Below are 17637 nucleotides of genomic sequence, written 5' to 3'. Positions count from 1 at the left end.
CGCGGCGCGCCGGGATCAAACCCCTGCGCGCAATTGCTCCCAATCGAGCCCGAACCGCGCCAGATACTTGCGCAAGCGATCGGCGTCGTTGCTGCTGGCCTTGAGCGAACGCGATACCGCGAACAGCTCGCGCCCGGCTTGCGACAGGTTCTTCGCCCGCCGGCATACGCGCAGCACGTCTTCCAGCTGCACCCGGTCGAAGCGATCGAGCTGCGCCGCGCCTTCGCCGAGCACCTCATCGAGCAACGATCGCTGCGCGCCCGCCCCGTGCCATTGCCGGCGCAGGCGTTCGATTTCCTCGTCGACCAGATCCAGGCGGATGCGCCCGCCCTCGGCCAGAGTGGCCAGCCGCATCACCGACGCACCCAGGTCGCGGAAGTTGCCGCCCCAGGTCGCTTCGCCGCTGCGCGCGAAGGTCAGATAACGTTCGCGCGCTTCGCGATTGAAGGTCACCCGCTGGCGGTTTTCGCGTGAGTGACGCTCGAGTTCGAAATCCAGGTTCGGCTCGATGTCCTCGGCGCGTTCGGCCAGGCCGGGCAGGCGATACGTCCACAGGTTCAGGCGCGCGAGCAGGTCGTCGCGGAAACGGCCCTCATGCACCGCGACCTGCAGATCGCGGTTGGTGCCGGCGATCAACTGGAAATCGCTTTCGACTTCCTTGTCGCCACCGACCGGCAGGAAGCGTTTTTCTTCCAGCGCGCGCAGCAGCATCGCCTGCTCGTCCTGGCCCAGTTCGCCGATCTCGTCGAGAAACAGCAGGCCCTGGTGCGCCGAACGCAGCAGGCCGGCGCGGTCGGTCGACGCGCCGGTGTAGGCGCCCTTGATATGGCCGAACAAGGTGCTCATCGCGCCGTCGCCGCGCAGGGTCGCGCAGTTCACTTCGACGAAGCGCCCGGGCAGCTGGTGCTTCTGCTTCTTGAGTTCGAACACGCGCCGCGCGAGCTGGCTCTTGCCGGCGCCGGTCGGGCCCATCAGCAGCATCGGCGACTTCGAGCGCGTGGCGACGGTTTCGATCTGCTCGATCATGCGGTTGAAAGCGGGATTGCGAGTGGCGATGCCGCTCTTGAGCAGGTCGCGATCGTGCAGTCTTTCTTGCGCGAAACGTTGGGCGATGCGGTCGTAGCGCGACAGGTCCAGGTCGATCACCGCATACGTGCCTGGCGCCTCGCCTGTCTGTTTGCGCGGCGGCGCGGTCTGCAGCAGGCGCCCCGGGAACAATCGGCTTTCGGTCAGCAGGAACCAGCAGATCTGGCTGACGTGGGTGCCGGTGGTGATGTGGACGTAGTAGTCCTCTTCGTCGGGCTGGAAATCGTAGGCGCGCACGAAGTCGTGCAGCACGCCGTAGACGCTTTCGAAATCCCAAGGATCGGCGAGAAAGGTGTCGTGGCGCCGCACCTGGGTTTCCGGCGAGACCTGGGCCAGATCCTGCGCAACCAGCTGAGCGAGCTTGCCGAAGCGGCGCTCGTCGACGATCAGCTCCAGGCGGTCGAGCAGGAAATCCTCGTGCATGCCCAGCGAGACGGTCGGACGCCATTTTTCCCAGCGGCCCGGGCCGGAGGCCGCGTCGAGTTGGGTGCCGAGCATGCCGATGACGACCTGGCGCTTCATGGGATATCTTTATGGATAAATTTATATCTTGAAGTATAGATATGTCCCGGTCTCGTTTGTGGAGTGGCGCTCAAGAAATATCGAAAATATCAGCTAGTTCAATTGGTTAGTCATGGCGGCAGGAAGTTGGCACGGCGCTTGCTCTAGTACAGGCAAGTCCCAACCCGGAATGCCCCGATGGCCAACTTCAACCTCTTCGCTTCGACCCGCGGCCCGGCGCTGCCGGCGGCCACCTCGCGCAACGAGGCCGGCGGCCTGGCCTATGCGCGCCGCCCGGAGTCGGCGCTGGCGCTGTACGCGGCCACCGGCTGCTTGAACAACACCTTCTACGCCAGCGCCGAGCAGCAGCTCGATCACGTGTTGAAGCTGTGCGCGCAGGTCGAGCCGGCGTTCGTCGCCAAGACCGCGATCTACACCCGCCAGCGCGGCCATATGAAGGACATGCCGGCGCTGTTGCTGGCCAGCCTGACCAGCCGCGACGGCGAGGCGTTCGAGCGCGCGTTCGGCCGGGTGATCGACAACGGCCGCATGCTGCGCAACTTCGTCCAGATCGTGCGCAGCGGGCAGGTCGGTCGCAAGTCGCTGGGCTCGCGTCCCAAGCGTCTGGTGCGGCAGTGGCTCGACCGCGCCTCGGTGGATCAGTTGTTGAACGCGGCGATCGGCAACCAGCCTTCGCTCGCCGACGTGATCAAGATGGTTCATCCCAAGCCGGCCGATGCCGAGCGCGCCGCGCTGTATGCGTGGTTGCTCGGCAAGCCGGTCGACGAGGCGGCGCTGCCGGCCAAGATGCGGGCGTACGAGGCGTTCAAGCGCTCGCAGTCCGCGCCGATGCCGAAGCTGCCGATGCAGTATTTCAGCTCGTTGCCGCTGACCACGTCGCATTGGATTCATCTGGCGCGGACGGTGTCGTGGCAGACGCTGCGCATGAACCTCAACACGTTCCAGCGTCATGGCGTGTTCGATGACAAAGGGGTCGTGTACGAAATCGTCGCGCGGCTGACCGATGCCGACGAAATCCGCAATGCCCGCGTGTTTCCGTATCAGTTGTTGAGCGCCTACCACGCCGCCTCCGGCCTGCCGGCGGCGATCGTGGAGGCCTTGCAGGACGCGATGGAGATCGCGACCCGCCAGGTGCCGGCGCTGGAAGGCGATGTCGTGGTCGCGGTCGACGTGTCGGGTTCGATGGCGTCGCCGGTCACCGGTTACCGCAAGGGTGCGACCACGAAGATGCGCTGTGTCGACGTGGCGGCGCTGGTCGCGGCCTGCATCCAGCGCAACCACAAGGGCGCGCGGGTGATGCCGTTCGACACCGAGGTGCGCAAGTTGCGCCTGAATCCGCGCGACAGCGTGATGACGCTGGCGACGCAGTTGGCCGGTTTGTGCGGCGGCGGTACCGCGGTCAGCGCGCCGTTGGCGCAGTTGAATCGCGACAAGTCCCGGGTCGATTTGCTGGTGCTCGTGTCGGACAACGAAAGCTGGCGCGACACCCGCAACGGCGGCGCGACCGCGACCATGCGCGAGTGGGCGCAGATCAAGGCGCGTTGCCCGGATGCGCGGCTGGTCTGCATCGACTTGCAGCCGACCGCGACCAGCCAGACGGTCGAGTCGCCGGACGTGCTGCATATCGGCGGCTTCAGCGACGCGGTGTTCGATCTGTTGGCGGTGTACGCGGCGCAGGGCGGGACGGCGACGCGTTGGGTGGAGCGGATCGATTCGATCGCGCTGTAAACAGCCACAAGACGGTGCCGCGCGGCGCAGGGAGGCGCCGTAACGCGAACGAGGGATACGTTCGCGCGGACGGACCAGGACGGTCCGTCGGCCGCACGCGCCATGGAGGTGCGATGCGGTGCAGGAAGGGCCGGCGGACAATAGGGTCCGCCGGCCGGCCCAGGGTTTTGCTTGGTCGATGTATCGCGAATGCTTGACGAAACTACACCTATCACGTGCCAGGTCGTGGGTTCGAATCCCACCCGTCGCAGGACGGTAGATCAGCGGATAGAGCGGGAAAACGTTTCGTCGCCTTTAGTCGCGATATATCGGCACTCAATGCTTCACATGCTTCAATCGATTTTTTTTCGGTCACGCCGACGCGCTGCGAATGCCGGCGAAACTACATAGGGGCTCACAGGCGCGGGTTCGAATCCCGCCCGCCGCAAGGCGGTGGTTCAGCCGGGTAGAACGGTGAGTTAGTTGTTTCGCCAAAAATTTGTCGCAGTGCGCCGGCTCCGGCCAATGTGGTCCGGGCCGTGTGCTCATCGTTTTACCGCTGTATCGCGAATGCCTGTGGAACTACATTGACCTGGTGTCGCGGGTTCGAATCCCGCCCGTTGCGAGACGGTAGCTCAGTCGGGTAGAGCACAGAATGTTCCGCGTAAACCTGGTCGCGATACATCGGCTTTTGCTTCAAACGCGTCACGATGCGAATGCGGGCGGAACTACAACCTTCCAAGTTCAAGGTTCCGCTTTTACTTGTCGCATCGTGCCGCGCCTCTACCGCCGCGAACGGTCGTCATGCCCCGGGCGCTGACCAGCGCTGGCCGCATGCGCCGCGACACTGCATCCTTCACCTTTCCGCCGGCGAGGACCGACGGCGGAAGCGAGGGCCGCGAGGCCCGCAACACAGAGAGCAAGACCATGAACGCCAATACCCACGCCGACGTCCATTACGATGTCATCAACGACCCGGGCTCGGTGCCGATCAAGCACTGGACCCGCGGCGTGCCGCTGGAAGACGAAGCGCGTCGCCAGTTGCAGAACATCGCCAAGCTGCCCTTCATCCATCGCTGGATCGCGGTGATGCCCGACGTGCATCTCGGCAAGGGCGCGACCGTGGGTTCGGTGGTGCCGACCGTGGGCGCGATCGTGCCGGCGGCGGTCGGCGTCGACATCGGCTGCGGCATGATCGCGGTGCGTACCACGCTGACCGCCAACGATCTGCCGGACCAGTTGGGCGAAGTGCGCGCGGCGATCGAGAAAGCGGTGCCGCACGGCCGCACCGTCGGCCGCGGCCTGCGCGACAAGGGCGCCTGGGCGAATCCGCCGCAGGCTTCGTTGCAGCGCTGGTCGGGCCTGCACGAGGGCTTCGATCGCATCATTGCCAAGCATCCGAAGCTCGAGCGCAGCAATCACTTGAATCACCTGGGGACGCTCGGCACCGGCAATCACTTCGTCGAGGTCTGCCTGGACGAGGAGAACCGCGTGTGGTTCATGCTGCACTCGGGTTCGCGCGGCGTCGGCAACGCGATCGGCAGCCACTTCATCGAACTGGCCAAGCAGGACATGCGCCGCTGGATGATCAATCTGCCGGACCAGGACCTGGCCTATCTGCCCGAAGGCAGCGATCACTACAACGACTACGTGCATGCGGTCGAGTGGGCGCAGCAGTTCGCGCGCAGCAACCGCGAGATCATGATGAAGCACGTGGTCGAGGCGGTGCGCAAGGTGATCGCCAAACCGTTCCAGGCCCAGGCCGAGGCGGTGAACTGTCACCACAACTACGTCAACCGCGAGCACCATTTCGGCAAGGACGTGCTGGTGACCCGCAAGGGCGCGGTGAGCGCGCGCAAGGGCGAGCTGGGCATCATCCCGGGCAGCATGGGCGCCAAGAGCTTCATCGTGCGCGGCCTGGGCAACGCCGACAGCTTCCACAGCTGCAGCCACGGCGCGGGCCGAGTGATGAGCCGCACCGAGGCGAAGAAGCGCATCAGCCTGGAGGATCACGCCAAGGCGACCGCGCACGTGGAATGCCGCAAGGATGCCGAGGTGGTCGACGAGTCGCCGGCCGCTTACAAGTCGATCGACGCGGTCATGGCCGCGCAGAGCGACCTGGTCGAAATCGTGCATACGCTGCGGCAGGTGGTGTGCGTCAAGGGTTGATGTCGTCGCGCGGATGAAGTTCGCCCGCGCGCGGATCGGCGATACACATGGACGGTATTGGCCGTCCGATGAGAGATTGGATAGATAAAGGAGTACGGGCGTCCGCAAGGCCGCCCCGAGTCATGGATCGCAAGATGGAATTGATCGAAATCAGCGGGATCGAGGGCGGCGGACAGTTGCTGCGTACCGCATTGAGCCTGAGCCTGTGCACCGGCACGGCGTTCGAGATGCAGCACATCCGCGCCAAGCGTTCGCGCCCGGGCTTGATGCGCCAGCATCTGACCGCGGTCGGCGCGGCGGCGCAAATCGGCTGCGCGCATGTGGACGGTGCGCAATTGGGCGCGACCACGCTGCGTTTCATCCCCGGCGCGGTCAATCCGGGGCGTTACCGTTTCTCGATCGGCACCGCCGGGTCGGCGACCTTGGTGATGCAGACGGTATTGCCGGCGCTGTGGTCGTGCGACGGGCCGTCGGAGGTGACCATCGAGGGCGGCACCCATAATCCGCTCGCGCCGTGCGCGGACTTCATCGCCGAGGCCTATTTGCCGGCGTTGCGACGCATGGGCGTGGACACCGAGTTCGCCTTGCTGCGCCACGGCTTCTTCCCGGCCGGTGGTGGCGCGCTGCAACTGCGGGTCGCGCCGAACGCGCGACTGCGCACGCACGCGTTCGACCAGCGCGATCCGGCGCCGCGATTGGATGCGACCGCGTTGTTGTCGGCCTTGCACGACCAGATCGGCCAGCGCGAGTTGCAGGTCGTCGCCGAACGCCTGGGCCTTGCGCCCGAGCATCAGCACCTGCGTCGCGCCGCGCTCGCGCAAAGCCCGGGCAACGTGCTGATGCTGCGCGTGCAGGGCGAGCAGCAGCACACCGAGTTGTTCAGTGCCTTGGGCGAGCGCGGTCTCAGCGCCGAGCAGGTCGCGATCGGCCTGGTCAAGCAGGTGTCGGCCTATCTGGCGTCGTCGGCCGCGGTCGGCGAGCACTTGTCCGACCAGTTGCTGCTGCCGATGGCGCTGGCCGGCGGCGGCGAGTTCACCACGGCCTTCATCAGCGATCATTTGTCGAGCAACGCGCGCCTGATCGAGAAGTTCCTGCCGGTGGAGATCGACTGGGTGCAGGTCGATCGGCAGTGCTGGCGCGTAACGGTGCGTTCGTAACCGGGTCGCTTCGCCTCAAACGTGGCACGCCGTTTCCTCAGCGAGCGGCTGCCACCACGCTCAATAATCCGCCGGATTCGAACTGAAACTCACCGGCACATTCACGCTCACGCAGCCGCCGACCGGCAGCACCACGCCGGTCACCGAGACCGCATTGCCGCCGACCGCGCCGCCGCTCGCGGGGCAGGTGCCCGGCACCGCGCCGCTGCCAGCGCAGTTCCACGGGCCGCTCAGGGTCACGCCGGCGGGCAGCGGGTCGGTGATGGTGGCGCCGTTGGCCGGATCCGGACCGCTTTGGTTGCAGGCGGTGATGACATAGGTCGCGCTGCCGCCGGGGGTGTACGTGCCGACGCCGTCGGTCTTGCTGATGCGCAGGCTCACCGACGGACGCACCACCGGTGTGCTGGTGGGCGTGGGGTCGGCGCAGGGCGTGGCGAGCGGGCAGTTGGCGTCGCCGCCGCCAGCCACGCGCGCGGTGTTGACCACCGGCCCGGTGGCGGCGAAATCGACGGCGACGTTGAAACCGAAGGTCGAGCTGGCCGCGGCGGCGATCGCCGTGGCGCTGGTGCAGGTCAGGGCGTTGGCGGCGGCGGTGCAGGCCCAGTTGGCGGCGTTGGCGCCGCTCAGCGCGACCGCGCCGTCGGCCACGCTCAGGCCGGCGGGCAGGGTGTCGGTGACGGTGAGCGTGCCGGTCGTGGCGATCGTCCCGCTGTTGCTGACCGCGATGTTGTAGGTGCCGGTGCCGCCGGCGGTGAACTGGGTCTGCGCGGTGGTCTTGTCGACAGCCAGGTTGATGCAGTCGACCGCGAAGTTCGCGCTGGCGGTGTTGTTGCTGGGGTCGATATCGCCGAAGCCGTCGGTGCTGGAGAACGTCGCGGTTGCGGTATTGGCGACCGTGCCGTTGCAGGTCGCGTTGTTGGCGACGGTGCCGCTGATGGCGAAGGTCAGGGTGCCGCCGGGGGCGAGCGAGTAGCCGCCGGTGAAGTTCAGGCTGCCGGTGCCGCTCGGCGCCGGGCAGGTCGAACCCGCGCTGGCCGCGCAGGTCCAGGTCGCGCCGGCGATCTGCGGCGGCAGGGTGTCGAGGAAATCCGGGGCGTCGGTGCCGGGAATGCTCGGCGCCTGATTGCCGGCGGCGGTGGTGTTGATGTCCAGGTTGGTCATCACGACCTGGTAACTCACCGGCTGGCCGCGGGTGATGCGCGCGGCCGAAACGGTCTTGGTCAGGCCGATGTTGGCCGGCACCGAAGCGATGACGTTGCGTACTTCGTGGATGTTGTTCAAACCGCCGGTGGAACCGGAAAAGCCCATGCGCAGGTTGGTCGGCGCGACGAAATTGAACGCCTGGTTGGTCAGCAACGGGGTGACCGTGGCGCCGTCGACGCCGAGCCCGACGGAGACCAGGTAGCCGGTACCGTTGGGAATCAGCGCCACCCGCAGGCGCTCGTTGGACGGCCGGGAGGTGACGCTGGGCGTGTCGATGCCGCCGCCGCCCACCGAAGCGCCGGCGATGTACGGGTTGTTGTTCGCGCGCGGCCCGCGCAGCACCAGCCGGTCCGCGGCCGAGCCGGGGCTGGTGCCGCTGGTCGGGCAGAACCCGGCGGTGGTTTCGGCCGAAAAATTGCCGAACTCGTCCAGGCCGATGCCCAGGTAGCCGCCGGTGCCGTTGCAGTAGCCAAGGCTCGCGCCGGGTTGGGCGCCGGCCATGGTGGTGGTCGCGTCGTACAGGAAGAACGCGGTGCCGTCGGCACCGTTGCCGCCCCAGTTGACGTAATCGAACTCGACGATCACGCCTTGCGAGGACGGGAACGATCCGCCGGTGTACAGCGCCAGGCCTTGCTGGCTGTTGACGTTGGTGGTCAGGCGCAGCCAGCCGCTGCCGTTGGCGTCGTTGACGTTGTTGGGAATGGCGCCGTAGCCGCCGGTGAAGATGCCGCTGTCGTTGGTCCCGGTGTTGTTGGTACCGGTCACCGTCCAGCCGGGTTCGGTGGTGTTGCGGAAGGTCGAGGCGACCTTGAACTGTGCGTGGGCGGCGGACATGCACGACAGCGCCGCGGCCAGGGTCGCCACGATCGGCGGGCCGACCCGGCGGTTTCGCTCCGATCTGAACATGCGGCTCCCCCGGCGCGGCCCGGCATCCCCCATGGACGCGTCCTGCACCGGCTCAAACTCCGCTTGTCACGATGAAATTAAGATCAAGATAGACGCCGAAAATGGCGTTTTTTCCGGGTTTCGGGTGCGCAGTCGCAAATCGCGAGGGCCGTGGCCGCGGATCGTCGCGCTTCGGTCGCCGCCGGCTGTCGGCAGGTCGACGCGGCTCCAGCCATTACAATGAGCGCGATGATCCCCACGCCCGCCATTCCCGCCGCGCAGTTGCGCCTGTCCGTCGCTCCGATGATGGACTGGACCGATTCGCATTGCCGCGTCTTCCACCGCGCCCTGGCCCCGCATGCGCGGCTGTACACCGAGATGGTCCACGCCAACGCGGTCATCCATGGCGATCGGGCGCGGCTGCTGGCGATGGATCCGGTCGAGCATCCGGTCGCGCTGCAGCTCGGCGGCAGCGAGCCGGCGTTGCTGGCGCAGGCGGCGCGGATCGGCGCCGAGCGCGGGTTCGACGAGATCAATCTCAATTGCGGCTGCCCGTCCGACCGGGTCCAGGCCGGACGCTTCGGCGCTTGCCTGATGCGCGAACCGGCGCTGGTGGCGGCCTCGGTCGCGGCGATGGTCGAGGCCTGCGACGTGCCGGTCACGGTCAAATGCCGGCTCGGGGTCGACGATGACCATCGTTTCGAAGTGTTCCTGGCCTTCGTCGACGAAGTCGCCGCGGCCGGCTGCCGGATGTTCGTGGTGCATGCCCGCAACGCTTGGCTCAAGGGCCTGTCGCCGAAGGAAAACCGCGAGGTGCCGCCGCTGCGTTACGACTGGGCCTATCGGCTCAAGCAGGAACGCCCGGCGCTGCAGGTGATCGTCAACGGCGGCATCGCCACGCCGGACGAGGCGACCGCGCATCTGCAGCACACCGACGGCGCGATGCTCGGCCGCGCGGCGTATCACGAGCCTTACGTGCTGCATCGGCTCGACACCGCCTGGTTCGGCGGCGAACTAAGCAGTCGCGCCGAACTGTTGCGCTCGCTGCGGCCTTATGTGGAAAGCCAGCTCGAACGCGGCGTGTTCCTCAAGCACATCACCCGGCACATGCTCGGCCTGTTCCATGGCGAGCGCGGCGGCCGCGCGTTCCGGCAGATCCTCAGCGAAGGCGCGCACAAGCCCGGCGCGGACTGGTCGCTGATCGAACAGGCGCTGGCGGTGACCGAGTCGTTCGCCGCGCGCGACGCCGCCTGAGCGGCCGTACTGAATCATGATCACCCGCGACCACGCCGCCTTCTTCGCCCACGCCCGCTCGCTGCCGGCCGATTTCGGCGCGGCGACCGCGCGCGCCGCGTTCCTGGTCGCGCCCGACGGCTTCGCCCGCGCCGAGCAATCGGCCGGCGACAACCGCTACATGGCCCAGGCCGACGAGTTCGACCCGGGCCGGGCCAGCGCCCAGCACCGCGAGCTGCAGCGCGCCTTGTCGGCGGTGCTGCCGACGATCTGCTTCGCCGGCGATCCGGACACCCCGGACGCGCTGTTTCCGAACAACGTCTTCGCCACCAGCGCCGCCGCGGCCACCGGCCCGCGCTGCGTGATCGGGCGCATGCGTCATCCCGTGCGCCAGCGCGAAGCGGCCCGGGCCGACATCCGCGCCTTCTTCAGCCAGGTGCTGGGCTACGCCGAAGTGGACCTGTCGACCCAGCCGCATCCGTGCGAACTTACCGGCGCGCTGGTGATCGATCGCGCCCGCGGGCTGGGCTATGCCGGGTTGTCCGAACGCTGCGACGAGGCCGGCGCGCGGCTGATGCACGAGGCGCTGGGGCTGCGCGCGACCTTGCTGTTCGACCTGGCGCCGGGCGAATACCACACCAATGTGGTGCTGGCGGTGCTGGCCGGCCGCGCCGCGCTGGTGTGTCCGGGCGGATTCGCCGATGCCGGCGTGGCCGAGGCGATCGCCGGCTTCCATGCGCCGCACGGCTGGCTGCTGTCGGCCGCCGAGCACGCGGCGTTCGCGGCCAATTCGATCGCGCTGTCGCAGGACAAGGTCTGGATGAGCGCCGCGGCCGGGCGTTCGCTGACGCCCGCGACCCTGGCCGGACTGGCCGACGCGGGTTTCGCCGTGGCGACAGTCGAGCTGGATGCGATCGAGGCCGGCGGCGGTTCGCTGCGTTGCTGCGTCGGCGAAATCTACTGATCGGGATGGTGATCGGCGCCGGCTTCGGCCGGCCGCGACCCGCGCCAACGTGTGACGGCGGTCGTACCGGCCTGAATGGCGGCTGGGACCGTTCGGAAAAGTTCAGATCGGATTCACCGCTACGTTTCGAAAATGCCTGCACATTGCGATTTGCGCACTTTATTGTTCCGCTGGGGTCAACTTCGAAGTCATGAGCATCCGGTCCGCCCGCGTCCTGTCCTTGCTGCTGCTCGTCGCCTCGTCGGCGGCGGTCGGTCAGGCCATGGCGCAGCAGCAAGACGACGGCGGCCGGCCCTGGCGCGGCCACGACCGTCGCGAGGACCACCGCTCCCTGTCCGACGCGATCCGCCGGGTCGAACGCGAAAGCGGCGGCGGCCAGGTGCTCAGCGCCGAACGCATCCCTTTTGACGGCCGTGACGTAAATCGGGTCAAAGTGGTCGATTCCAGTGGCCGGGTCCGTGTTTACATGGACGACCCCCAGCAGCGTGGGCGCCGCGACGACGATCGCCCTACACGCCGCGACGACAACGATAACGACTAACCTTCGCTCCGACGGTCCAAACGATCCGGTCGGACCGACTTCATCAAGGGAGTGCCCATGCGAATTCTGCTGGTCGAAGACGAAGCGCCTCTGCGCGAGACCCTGGCCGCGCGCCTGAAGCGCGAGGGCTTCGCGGTCGATGCCGCGCAAGACGGCGAGGAAGGCCTGTACATGGGCCGCGAAGTGCCGTTCGACCTGGGCATCATCGATCTGGGCCTGCCCAAGATGTCGGGCATGGAACTGATCAAGGCTCTGCGCGACGAGGGCAAGAAATTCCCGGTGTTGATCCTGACCGCGCGTTCGAGCTGGCAGGACAAGGTCGAGGGCCTCAAGCAGGGCGCCGACGATTACCTGGTCAAGCCGTTCCACGTCGAGGAACTGCTGGCGCGCCTCAACGCGCTGGTGCGCCGCGCCGCGGGCTGGAGCAAGCCGACCCTGGAATGCGGTCCGGTGATGCTGGACCTGGCCGCGCAGACGGTCAGCGTCAACGGCACCAACGTCGACCTCACCAGCTACGAGTACAAGGTGCTGGAGTACCTGATGATGCACGCCGGCGAGCTGGTCTCGAAGGCCGACCTGACCGAGCACATCTATCAGCAGGACTTCGACCGCGACTCCAACGTGCTGGAAGTGTTCATCGGCCGCCTGCGCAAGAAGCTCGACCCCGATGGCGCGCTCAAGCCGATCGAGACCGTGCGTGGCCGCGGTTACCGTTTCGCCATTCCGCGCAGCGGCGACTGATCCGGAGTACCTGACGGACCCTATGCGGCCCGCGTCTTTTCCTGATGCGGGCCGCGTTGCCCGCCCGATGCCGTGAGCTGGGGACAGCCGCGTTCGTTGCGCGCGCGCCAGTTGCTGGCCGCGAGCCTGGGCCTGTTGGCGTTCCTGGCCCTGGCCGGCTACGCGCTCGACCGCGCGTTCCTTGAGACCGCCGAAAGCAATCTGCGCCAGCGCCTGACCAGTTACGCGCTGGCGTACGCGGCCGACACCGATTTCGGTCGCGGCGGCGAAATCATCCCGCCCTACGATCCGCCGGACCCGCGTTTCGACCGGCCCGGCAGCGGTCTGTACGCCGAGGTCATCCTGCCCGACGGGCACTGGGATTCGATGTCGGCGCAAGGCCCGGTGCTGCCCGACGGCGGCATGCTCAAGCCCACCGAGGAAACCTTCGAAGGCCCGCTGCCGGTCACCGAGATCAGCGGCCGCACCGGCGAGGCCTACCGTTACGGGCGCGGCCTGATCTGGAGCGTCGACGGCGACGCCAAGGCCGAATTCCAGTACACGATCTACATTCTCGAAGACACCAGCGCGCTGCGCCATCAGGTCGCGGTGTTCCGCCAGGCGCTGTGGCGCTACCTCGGCGGCGCCGGCGTGATCCTGCTGCTGTTGCAGGCCTTGATCATGCAGTGGAGCCTGCGTCCGCTCAAACGCGTGATCGAGGAACTCAAGCGCGTGCAGCGCGGCCTGGCCTCGCGCATGAGCGAGCGCCACCCGCGCGAGCTCGAACCGCTGACCGAAAGCATCAACGCCTTCATCGAGAGCGAACGCGAAAATCTCGATCGCCAGCGCAACACCCTGGCCGATCTCGCCCACAGCCTGAAGACGCCGCTGGCGGTGCTGCATGCGCGCCTGGACGACGAGAACGGGCCGGTGCCGATCGATCCGGAATTGCGCGAGGACGTCAGCGTGCAACTGCGGCGCATGAACGATCTGGTGTCGTACCAGCTCGCGCGCGCCGCGTCGGGCGGACACGCCTTGTTCGCCGCGCCGATCGCGATCGAATCGCATGCCGAGGAAATCGTGCGCGGCCTGGAAAAGGTCTATGCCTCCAAGGGCGTGCTGTGCGAGTTCGATCTCGCCGACGGCGTGCAGTTCCACGGCGAACCCGGCGACTTGCAGGAATTGCTCGGCAATCTGCTGGAAAACGCGTTCAAGTGGGCGAACTCGCGGGTGCTGCTGACGGTCCAGCCCGGCGAGACCGCGGCCAACCGGCGGCCCGGCCTGTTGCTTGCGGTCGACGACGACGGCCCCGGCATTCCGCCCGAGAAGGTCGCATCGATCCTGCAGCGCGGCGTGCGCGGCGACGAACGCGTGCACGGCCACGGCATCGGCCTGGCGATCGTGCAGGATCTGGTGCGGGGTTATCGCGGCACCCTGGATGTCACGCCGTCGCAGGAACTGGGCGGGACGCGGTTCGAAGTGAAGCTGCCGCCGGGGTTGTAGGCCTGGCTTGCGCGGTGTTTGCGCGGGCCTGAGTTCGATTCGCGCGCAGGGCGATCGACCTGCGACTCACTCAATCTTTTTGGCGGGCGAGGCTTCGGTCCCGGCGCTCTCCTGTGGTTCGCGGGTTCGAAAGTCCGAGGCGATCCTGGCGAAGGTCGTCGCAACCCAAGCCCTGACGCAGAAGATTTCGTGTTCGCGACGGTTGTTTGAGTCAATGCTTCCGCGTGAAGCGAAACGACTGCGTTCACGCAAACGGCGAAGGCCCGTAGAACCGGATCAAGTGCGCGGCCACCCGCGGCATGCGCGCCAGCAACGCGTCGGGATTGCTGAAATGGCATTCGCTGACGACGGCGAAGAATTCCTCCGGCGCGTCGGCCGCGGTGATGCGGATGCCGTGCAGGTAGCCGGCGTCTTCGTCGTCGTTCGCTGAGCGATCCGGGTCTTCGTCCTCGGCATCGAGCAAGGCATCGACCTCGTCGCCGAAATCCTCGTAGGCCGCCTGGAAATCGCGCGCCCATTCGAGCTGCCATTCGCGCGGCAGCGGCGGCGTGCCGTCGACCACGCCATCGAGAAAATCCAGCTTGTGCGCCATTTCGTGGACCACGACCATGTCGCCGCGATGCGGCGCCGCGCATTCGGCGGCGACGTCGGCCCAGGACACGATCAGCACGCCGTTGTCGTGCGACTCGCCGCTGATTTCCTCGTGCCACTCGTGCTGCACGTCGTTTTCGTCGAAGTCGACCAGCTTGACCCGGAACTCGTCGGGATAGACCAGCATCTGCGACCAGCCGTGCAGGCCTTCGGCGCCGAACTCCAGCAGCGGCAGGCAGCACATCGCCGCGAGCATGCAGTGCTGGACTTCGTCCAGCTGCAGGCCCTGTACCGGGGTGATGGTTTTCTCGCGCAGGAAGCGCGCGCTCAGTTCGCGCAGCCGCTGCTGTCGCGGCGCGTCCAGATCGTTCGCCCACGGCAAGGCGGCGACGGTGATGCGCCACAGGTCGTCGTCGATGGATGGGGCGGGGCGCCGCAGACGGCGCAGGAACTCGAACAAGGTACGGCGGCCTGGACGATCAGCGGGACGATCCGATCAGCGGAACATGCCCGGCAGGAAATTGTGCCAGCGCGGCGACTGCAAGCGGTTGGTGCTGTCCGAATCGCTGTGCATGCTCGGCTTGGCCTTGGTGTCGCGCGCGGTCGGCGGCGGCGCGCTGGTGCGCGCGGCGGGGCGGTCGGCGGCGGCGGTCTTCTGCGAGGCCGAGCAGGCGTCGGCCTGGCTGAGCTTGTTGACCTCGCGCGCACTCACCTCCGCGACGACCAGGACACTGGCGAGGGCGAGCAGCAGGCAGGTGCAGATCCGTAACATGGCGGAATCCTTGGAGGTCGGCCCGGCGATGCGCCCGGGACCATTGCCGACTATAGCGCGAAACCGTTACCGAATCCGGCCGTTCGGCCGGATGGTCATCGCGTGCGCCCGGCCGTTCGGCCGGATTGTCGTCAGGTGCGCCCGGCTGTCCGGCGGGGCCGTCGCTTGTGCGCCGCAGCAAGCGCCGGTCCGGGTTTGCGCCAGACTGGGTCCATGCCGAACGCCCGTCTGCCGCTGACCGCGCCCGCCCTGCGCCGGGCCTTGATCTCCGGCGCGCGCCGGGTCATCGCCGGCCGCGACCTGCTCAACCGGATCAACGTGTTCCCGGTCGCCGACGGCGATACCGGCAACAACCTCGCGCATACCCTGGGCAGCCTGCTGAACGGGGCGCTGAGCCGGCGCAGCCGCCACATCGGCGAACTGCTCAAGCGCATCGGCGACGACGCCATCGACGGCGCGCGCGGCAATTCCGGGGCGATCCTGGCCCAGTTCCTGCACGGCGTGGCCGAACACGCGCGCGCCCAGCCCGAACTGGACGCGGCCACCCTGGCCGCGTCGGTGCGCCATGGCGCGGCCAATGCCCGGGCCGCGCTGGCGCACCCGGTCGAGGGCACCATCCTGAGCGTCATCAACGCCTTCGCCGATGCGCTGGAGGAGGCCGCCGCGGCCAGCGCCGACGGCGACCCGCGTCCGGGCTTCGTCAGCGCGCTGGCGCGGGCGCGCGCGGCGCTGGCGTACACGCCGCAGCAGATGGCGTTGTTGCAGAAAGCCGGGGTGGTCGATGCCGGCGCGCAAGGTTTCGTCGACCTGCTCGAAGGCATCGCCGAATTCGTCGACGGCGGCCCGCGCGCGCTGCGCATGCACGGCGCCGGCATCGCCGCGAACGAAGGCTGCGGCGGCCATGGACATGCCGCCGATCATGCCGATCCGGCGATTCCCGCCTTGCACGAAACGGTCGATCCGTTGCGGCGCTGGTGCAGCGAATGCCTGCTGGTTGGCGAGAACCTGCCGCGCGATCGCTTGCGCGAGGCGCTCGAAGCGATCGGCGCCGATTCGCTGGTGCTGGCCGGCGGCGCCACGCGCATGCGCGTGCATGCCCACGTCGGCGCCCCGCAGGCGTTGTTCGACGCGTGCGCGCGGTTCGGCGCGGTCGAGGGCATGAAGGCCGACGACATGCTCGCGCAGCAGCGCAGCATCGAACGCGTGCAGCGCGTGGCCGTGGTCACCGACAGCGCCGCCGACCTGCCCGAGGAACTGGCCGAGCACTACGGCCTGCACGTGGTGCCGGTCCGGGTGTCGATCGACGGCCGCGATTACCTCGACAAGACCGGCCTGGTGACCGCCGAGTTCTATCGGCGCATGGCGGTCAGCGCGGACCTGCCGCGCACCAGCCAGCCGCCGCCGGGGGATTTCCGCCGCGCCTTCGAATTTTTGCTGGGCCATCGCGCCCAGGTGCTGTACGTGGGGCTGTCGCGGGCGGTGTCGGGCACCTTGCAGTCGGGCGAACAGGCCGCCGGCCGCGCCGACGACAGCGGTTCGCGCCGGGTCCAGGTGTTCGACACCTTCAACGCCGCCGGCGGCCAGGCCTTGCTGGCCTGGCGCGCGGCCGAGCTGGCCGCCGACGGGATCGAACTGGCGGCGATCGTGGCCGAACTCGAACGGCTGCGGCCGTTGACCCTGACCTGGGCGATGGCGCGCGATATCTCGCATGCGGTGCGCGGCGGCCGGATTCCGCCGTGGGCGACGCCGCTGGTGCGGTTCACCGGCTTGACCCCGATCGCGAAGATCAAGCCCGAGGGCCGGTTGGGCGTCAGCGGCGGGGTGTTCGCCAAGGCCGGCGCGCCGGAAGCGTTCGCGCGCTACATCGCCCGGCGCGCGCCGCGCAGCCAGCGCTGGCGCGCGATCGTCGGCCATTGCGATGCGCGCGCGGACGGCGAACGCCTGCTCCAAGCGCTGCGGCGGCGGCTGGATCTGGAACAGGTCTGGCTGGTCGAGACCGGCCCGGCCCTGGGCGCGCATGCCGGGCGCGGCGCGTTGCTGGTGTCGTTGCAGCCGGTACCCGGAGCGGTTTGAGGATGGCGTCGGTCGCGACACGGGACCGCCGTCGCATGGCCTACCTGTAGGAGCGGCGCGAGCCGCGACCGCGACAATGCGGTTACGGCGCAGGTCCCTGCAGCCCGCGTCGTGGCCGAGGTTTCGCGGTCGCAGCTTACGCAGCTCCTACAGTCGGATACGGGGCCGCCGCGGCGGCTCCTGACGGCCTGTCTGTAGGAGCGGCGTGAGCCGCGACCGCGCCGATTCGGCTACGGCGCAGGTCACGGCAGCCAACGTCGTTGCCGAGGTTTCGCGGTCGCAGCTTGCGCAGCTCCTACAGTCGGATACGGTGCCGCCGCGGCGACTCCTGATGGCCTGCCTGTAGGAGCGGCGTGAGGCGCGACCGCGCCGATTCGGCTATGGCGCAGGCCACGGCAGCCAACGTCGTTGCGGAGGTTTCGCGGTCGCAGCTTGCGCAGCTCCTACAGTCGGATACGGGACAGCCCGGGGGCGAACGCGACCTAGGACCGCCGCCGCATGGCCTGCCTGT

General features: G+C 68.0%; 13 protein-coding genes. 9 read left to right on the top strand and 4 right to left on the bottom strand.

Annotated elements, in window-relative coordinates; all coding sequences use genetic code 11:
- Nucleotides 1-15: 15 nt before the first annotated feature.
- The gene (gene rtcR / locus IEQ11_RS20615; protein ID WP_191822770.1) at nucleotides 16-1608 is read right to left on the bottom strand and encodes an RNA repair transcriptional activator RtcR; all 1593 of its coding nucleotides are present in this window, start codon (nucleotides 1606-1608) and stop codon (nucleotides 16-18) included.
- A gap of 177 nt (nucleotides 1609-1785) precedes the next feature.
- Between rtcR and IEQ11_RS20610 the strand changes: the two genes are divergently transcribed.
- The 3 genes from IEQ11_RS20610 (at nucleotide 1786) to rtcA (ending at nucleotide 6641) form a co-directional block, all read left to right on the top strand.
- Nucleotides 1786-3336, top strand: a complete 1551-nt coding sequence (locus IEQ11_RS20610; RefSeq protein ID WP_191822771.1) for a TROVE domain-containing protein — start codon at nucleotides 1786-1788, stop codon at nucleotides 3334-3336.
- 906 nt (nucleotides 3337-4242) lie between these two features.
- Nucleotides 4243-5484 (top strand): RtcB family protein, encoded by a 1242-nt coding sequence (locus IEQ11_RS20605; protein ID WP_191822772.1) that lies wholly within the window; start codon nucleotides 4243-4245, stop codon nucleotides 5482-5484.
- A gap of 134 nt (nucleotides 5485-5618) precedes the next feature.
- Nucleotides 5619-6641 carry an RNA 3'-terminal phosphate cyclase gene (gene rtcA / locus IEQ11_RS20600; protein ID WP_191822773.1) on the top strand — a complete coding sequence of 341 codons (1023 nt, stop codon included), beginning with the start codon at nucleotides 5619-5621 and terminating at the stop codon, nucleotides 6639-6641.
- A gap of 60 nt (nucleotides 6642-6701) precedes the next feature.
- Here the strand turns inward: rtcA and IEQ11_RS20595 are convergent, their stop codons facing one another.
- On the bottom strand, nucleotides 6702-8750 hold the full coding sequence (locus IEQ11_RS20595) for a DUF7933 domain-containing protein (protein WP_191822774.1): 2049 nt from the start codon (nucleotides 8748-8750) through the stop codon (nucleotides 6702-6704).
- A gap of 219 nt (nucleotides 8751-8969) precedes the next feature.
- Here IEQ11_RS20595 and dusA point away from each other — a divergent pair, with 219 nt between their 5' ends.
- The 5 genes from dusA (at nucleotide 8970) to IEQ11_RS20570 (ending at nucleotide 13690) form a co-directional block, all read left to right on the top strand.
- A complete protein-coding gene (dusA, locus tag IEQ11_RS20590) occupies nucleotides 8970-9983 on the top strand; it encodes a tRNA dihydrouridine(20/20a) synthase DusA (RefSeq protein ID WP_191822775.1) in 1014 nt (337 codons plus the stop codon).
- Between the two features lie 16 nt (nucleotides 9984-9999).
- Nucleotides 10000-10926 (top strand): arginine deiminase-related protein, encoded by a 927-nt coding sequence (locus IEQ11_RS20585; RefSeq protein ID WP_191822776.1) that lies wholly within the window; start codon nucleotides 10000-10002, stop codon nucleotides 10924-10926.
- Nucleotides 10927-11116: 190 nt separating this feature from the next.
- Nucleotides 11117-11467, top strand: coding sequence for a hypothetical protein (locus tag IEQ11_RS20580; protein WP_228464837.1), 351 nt, complete (start codon nucleotides 11117-11119; stop codon nucleotides 11465-11467).
- A gap of 57 nt (nucleotides 11468-11524) precedes the next feature.
- Nucleotides 11525-12208 carry a response regulator transcription factor gene (locus IEQ11_RS20575; RefSeq protein ID WP_036106626.1) on the top strand — a complete coding sequence of 228 codons (684 nt, stop codon included), beginning with the start codon at nucleotides 11525-11527 and terminating at the stop codon, nucleotides 12206-12208.
- 72 nt (nucleotides 12209-12280) lie between these two features.
- The gene (locus IEQ11_RS20570; RefSeq protein ID WP_036106629.1) at nucleotides 12281-13690 is read left to right on the top strand and encodes an ATP-binding protein; all 1410 of its coding nucleotides are present in this window, start codon (nucleotides 12281-12283) and stop codon (nucleotides 13688-13690) included.
- A gap of 244 nt (nucleotides 13691-13934) precedes the next feature.
- On the opposite strand, the gene IEQ11_RS20565 is transcribed toward IEQ11_RS20570, so the two are convergent.
- Both IEQ11_RS20565 and IEQ11_RS20560 read right to left on the bottom strand, forming a co-directional pair.
- Complete coding sequence (locus IEQ11_RS20565; protein WP_228464839.1) at nucleotides 13935-14741, bottom strand: M90 family metallopeptidase; 807 nt, start codon at nucleotides 14739-14741, stop codon at nucleotides 13935-13937.
- Nucleotides 14742-14777: 36 nt separating this feature from the next.
- Complete coding sequence (locus IEQ11_RS20560; RefSeq protein ID WP_036106632.1) at nucleotides 14778-15053, bottom strand: hypothetical protein; 276 nt, start codon at nucleotides 15051-15053, stop codon at nucleotides 14778-14780.
- 213 nt (nucleotides 15054-15266) lie between these two features.
- On the opposite strand from IEQ11_RS20560, the gene IEQ11_RS20555 reads away from it, so the two are divergent.
- Nucleotides 15267-17126, top strand: a complete 1860-nt coding sequence (locus IEQ11_RS20555) for a DegV family protein (RefSeq protein WP_191822777.1) — start codon at nucleotides 15267-15269, stop codon at nucleotides 17124-17126.
- Nucleotides 17127-17637 lie beyond the last annotated feature (511 nt).

It is taken from the genome of Lysobacter capsici (genome assembly GCF_014779555.2).
Classification (GTDB): Bacteria; Pseudomonadota; Gammaproteobacteria; order Xanthomonadales; family Xanthomonadaceae; genus Lysobacter; species Lysobacter capsici.
Note: the sequence above shows the minus strand (reverse complement) of the source record. Positions and strands in the feature narration are given on the sequence as shown.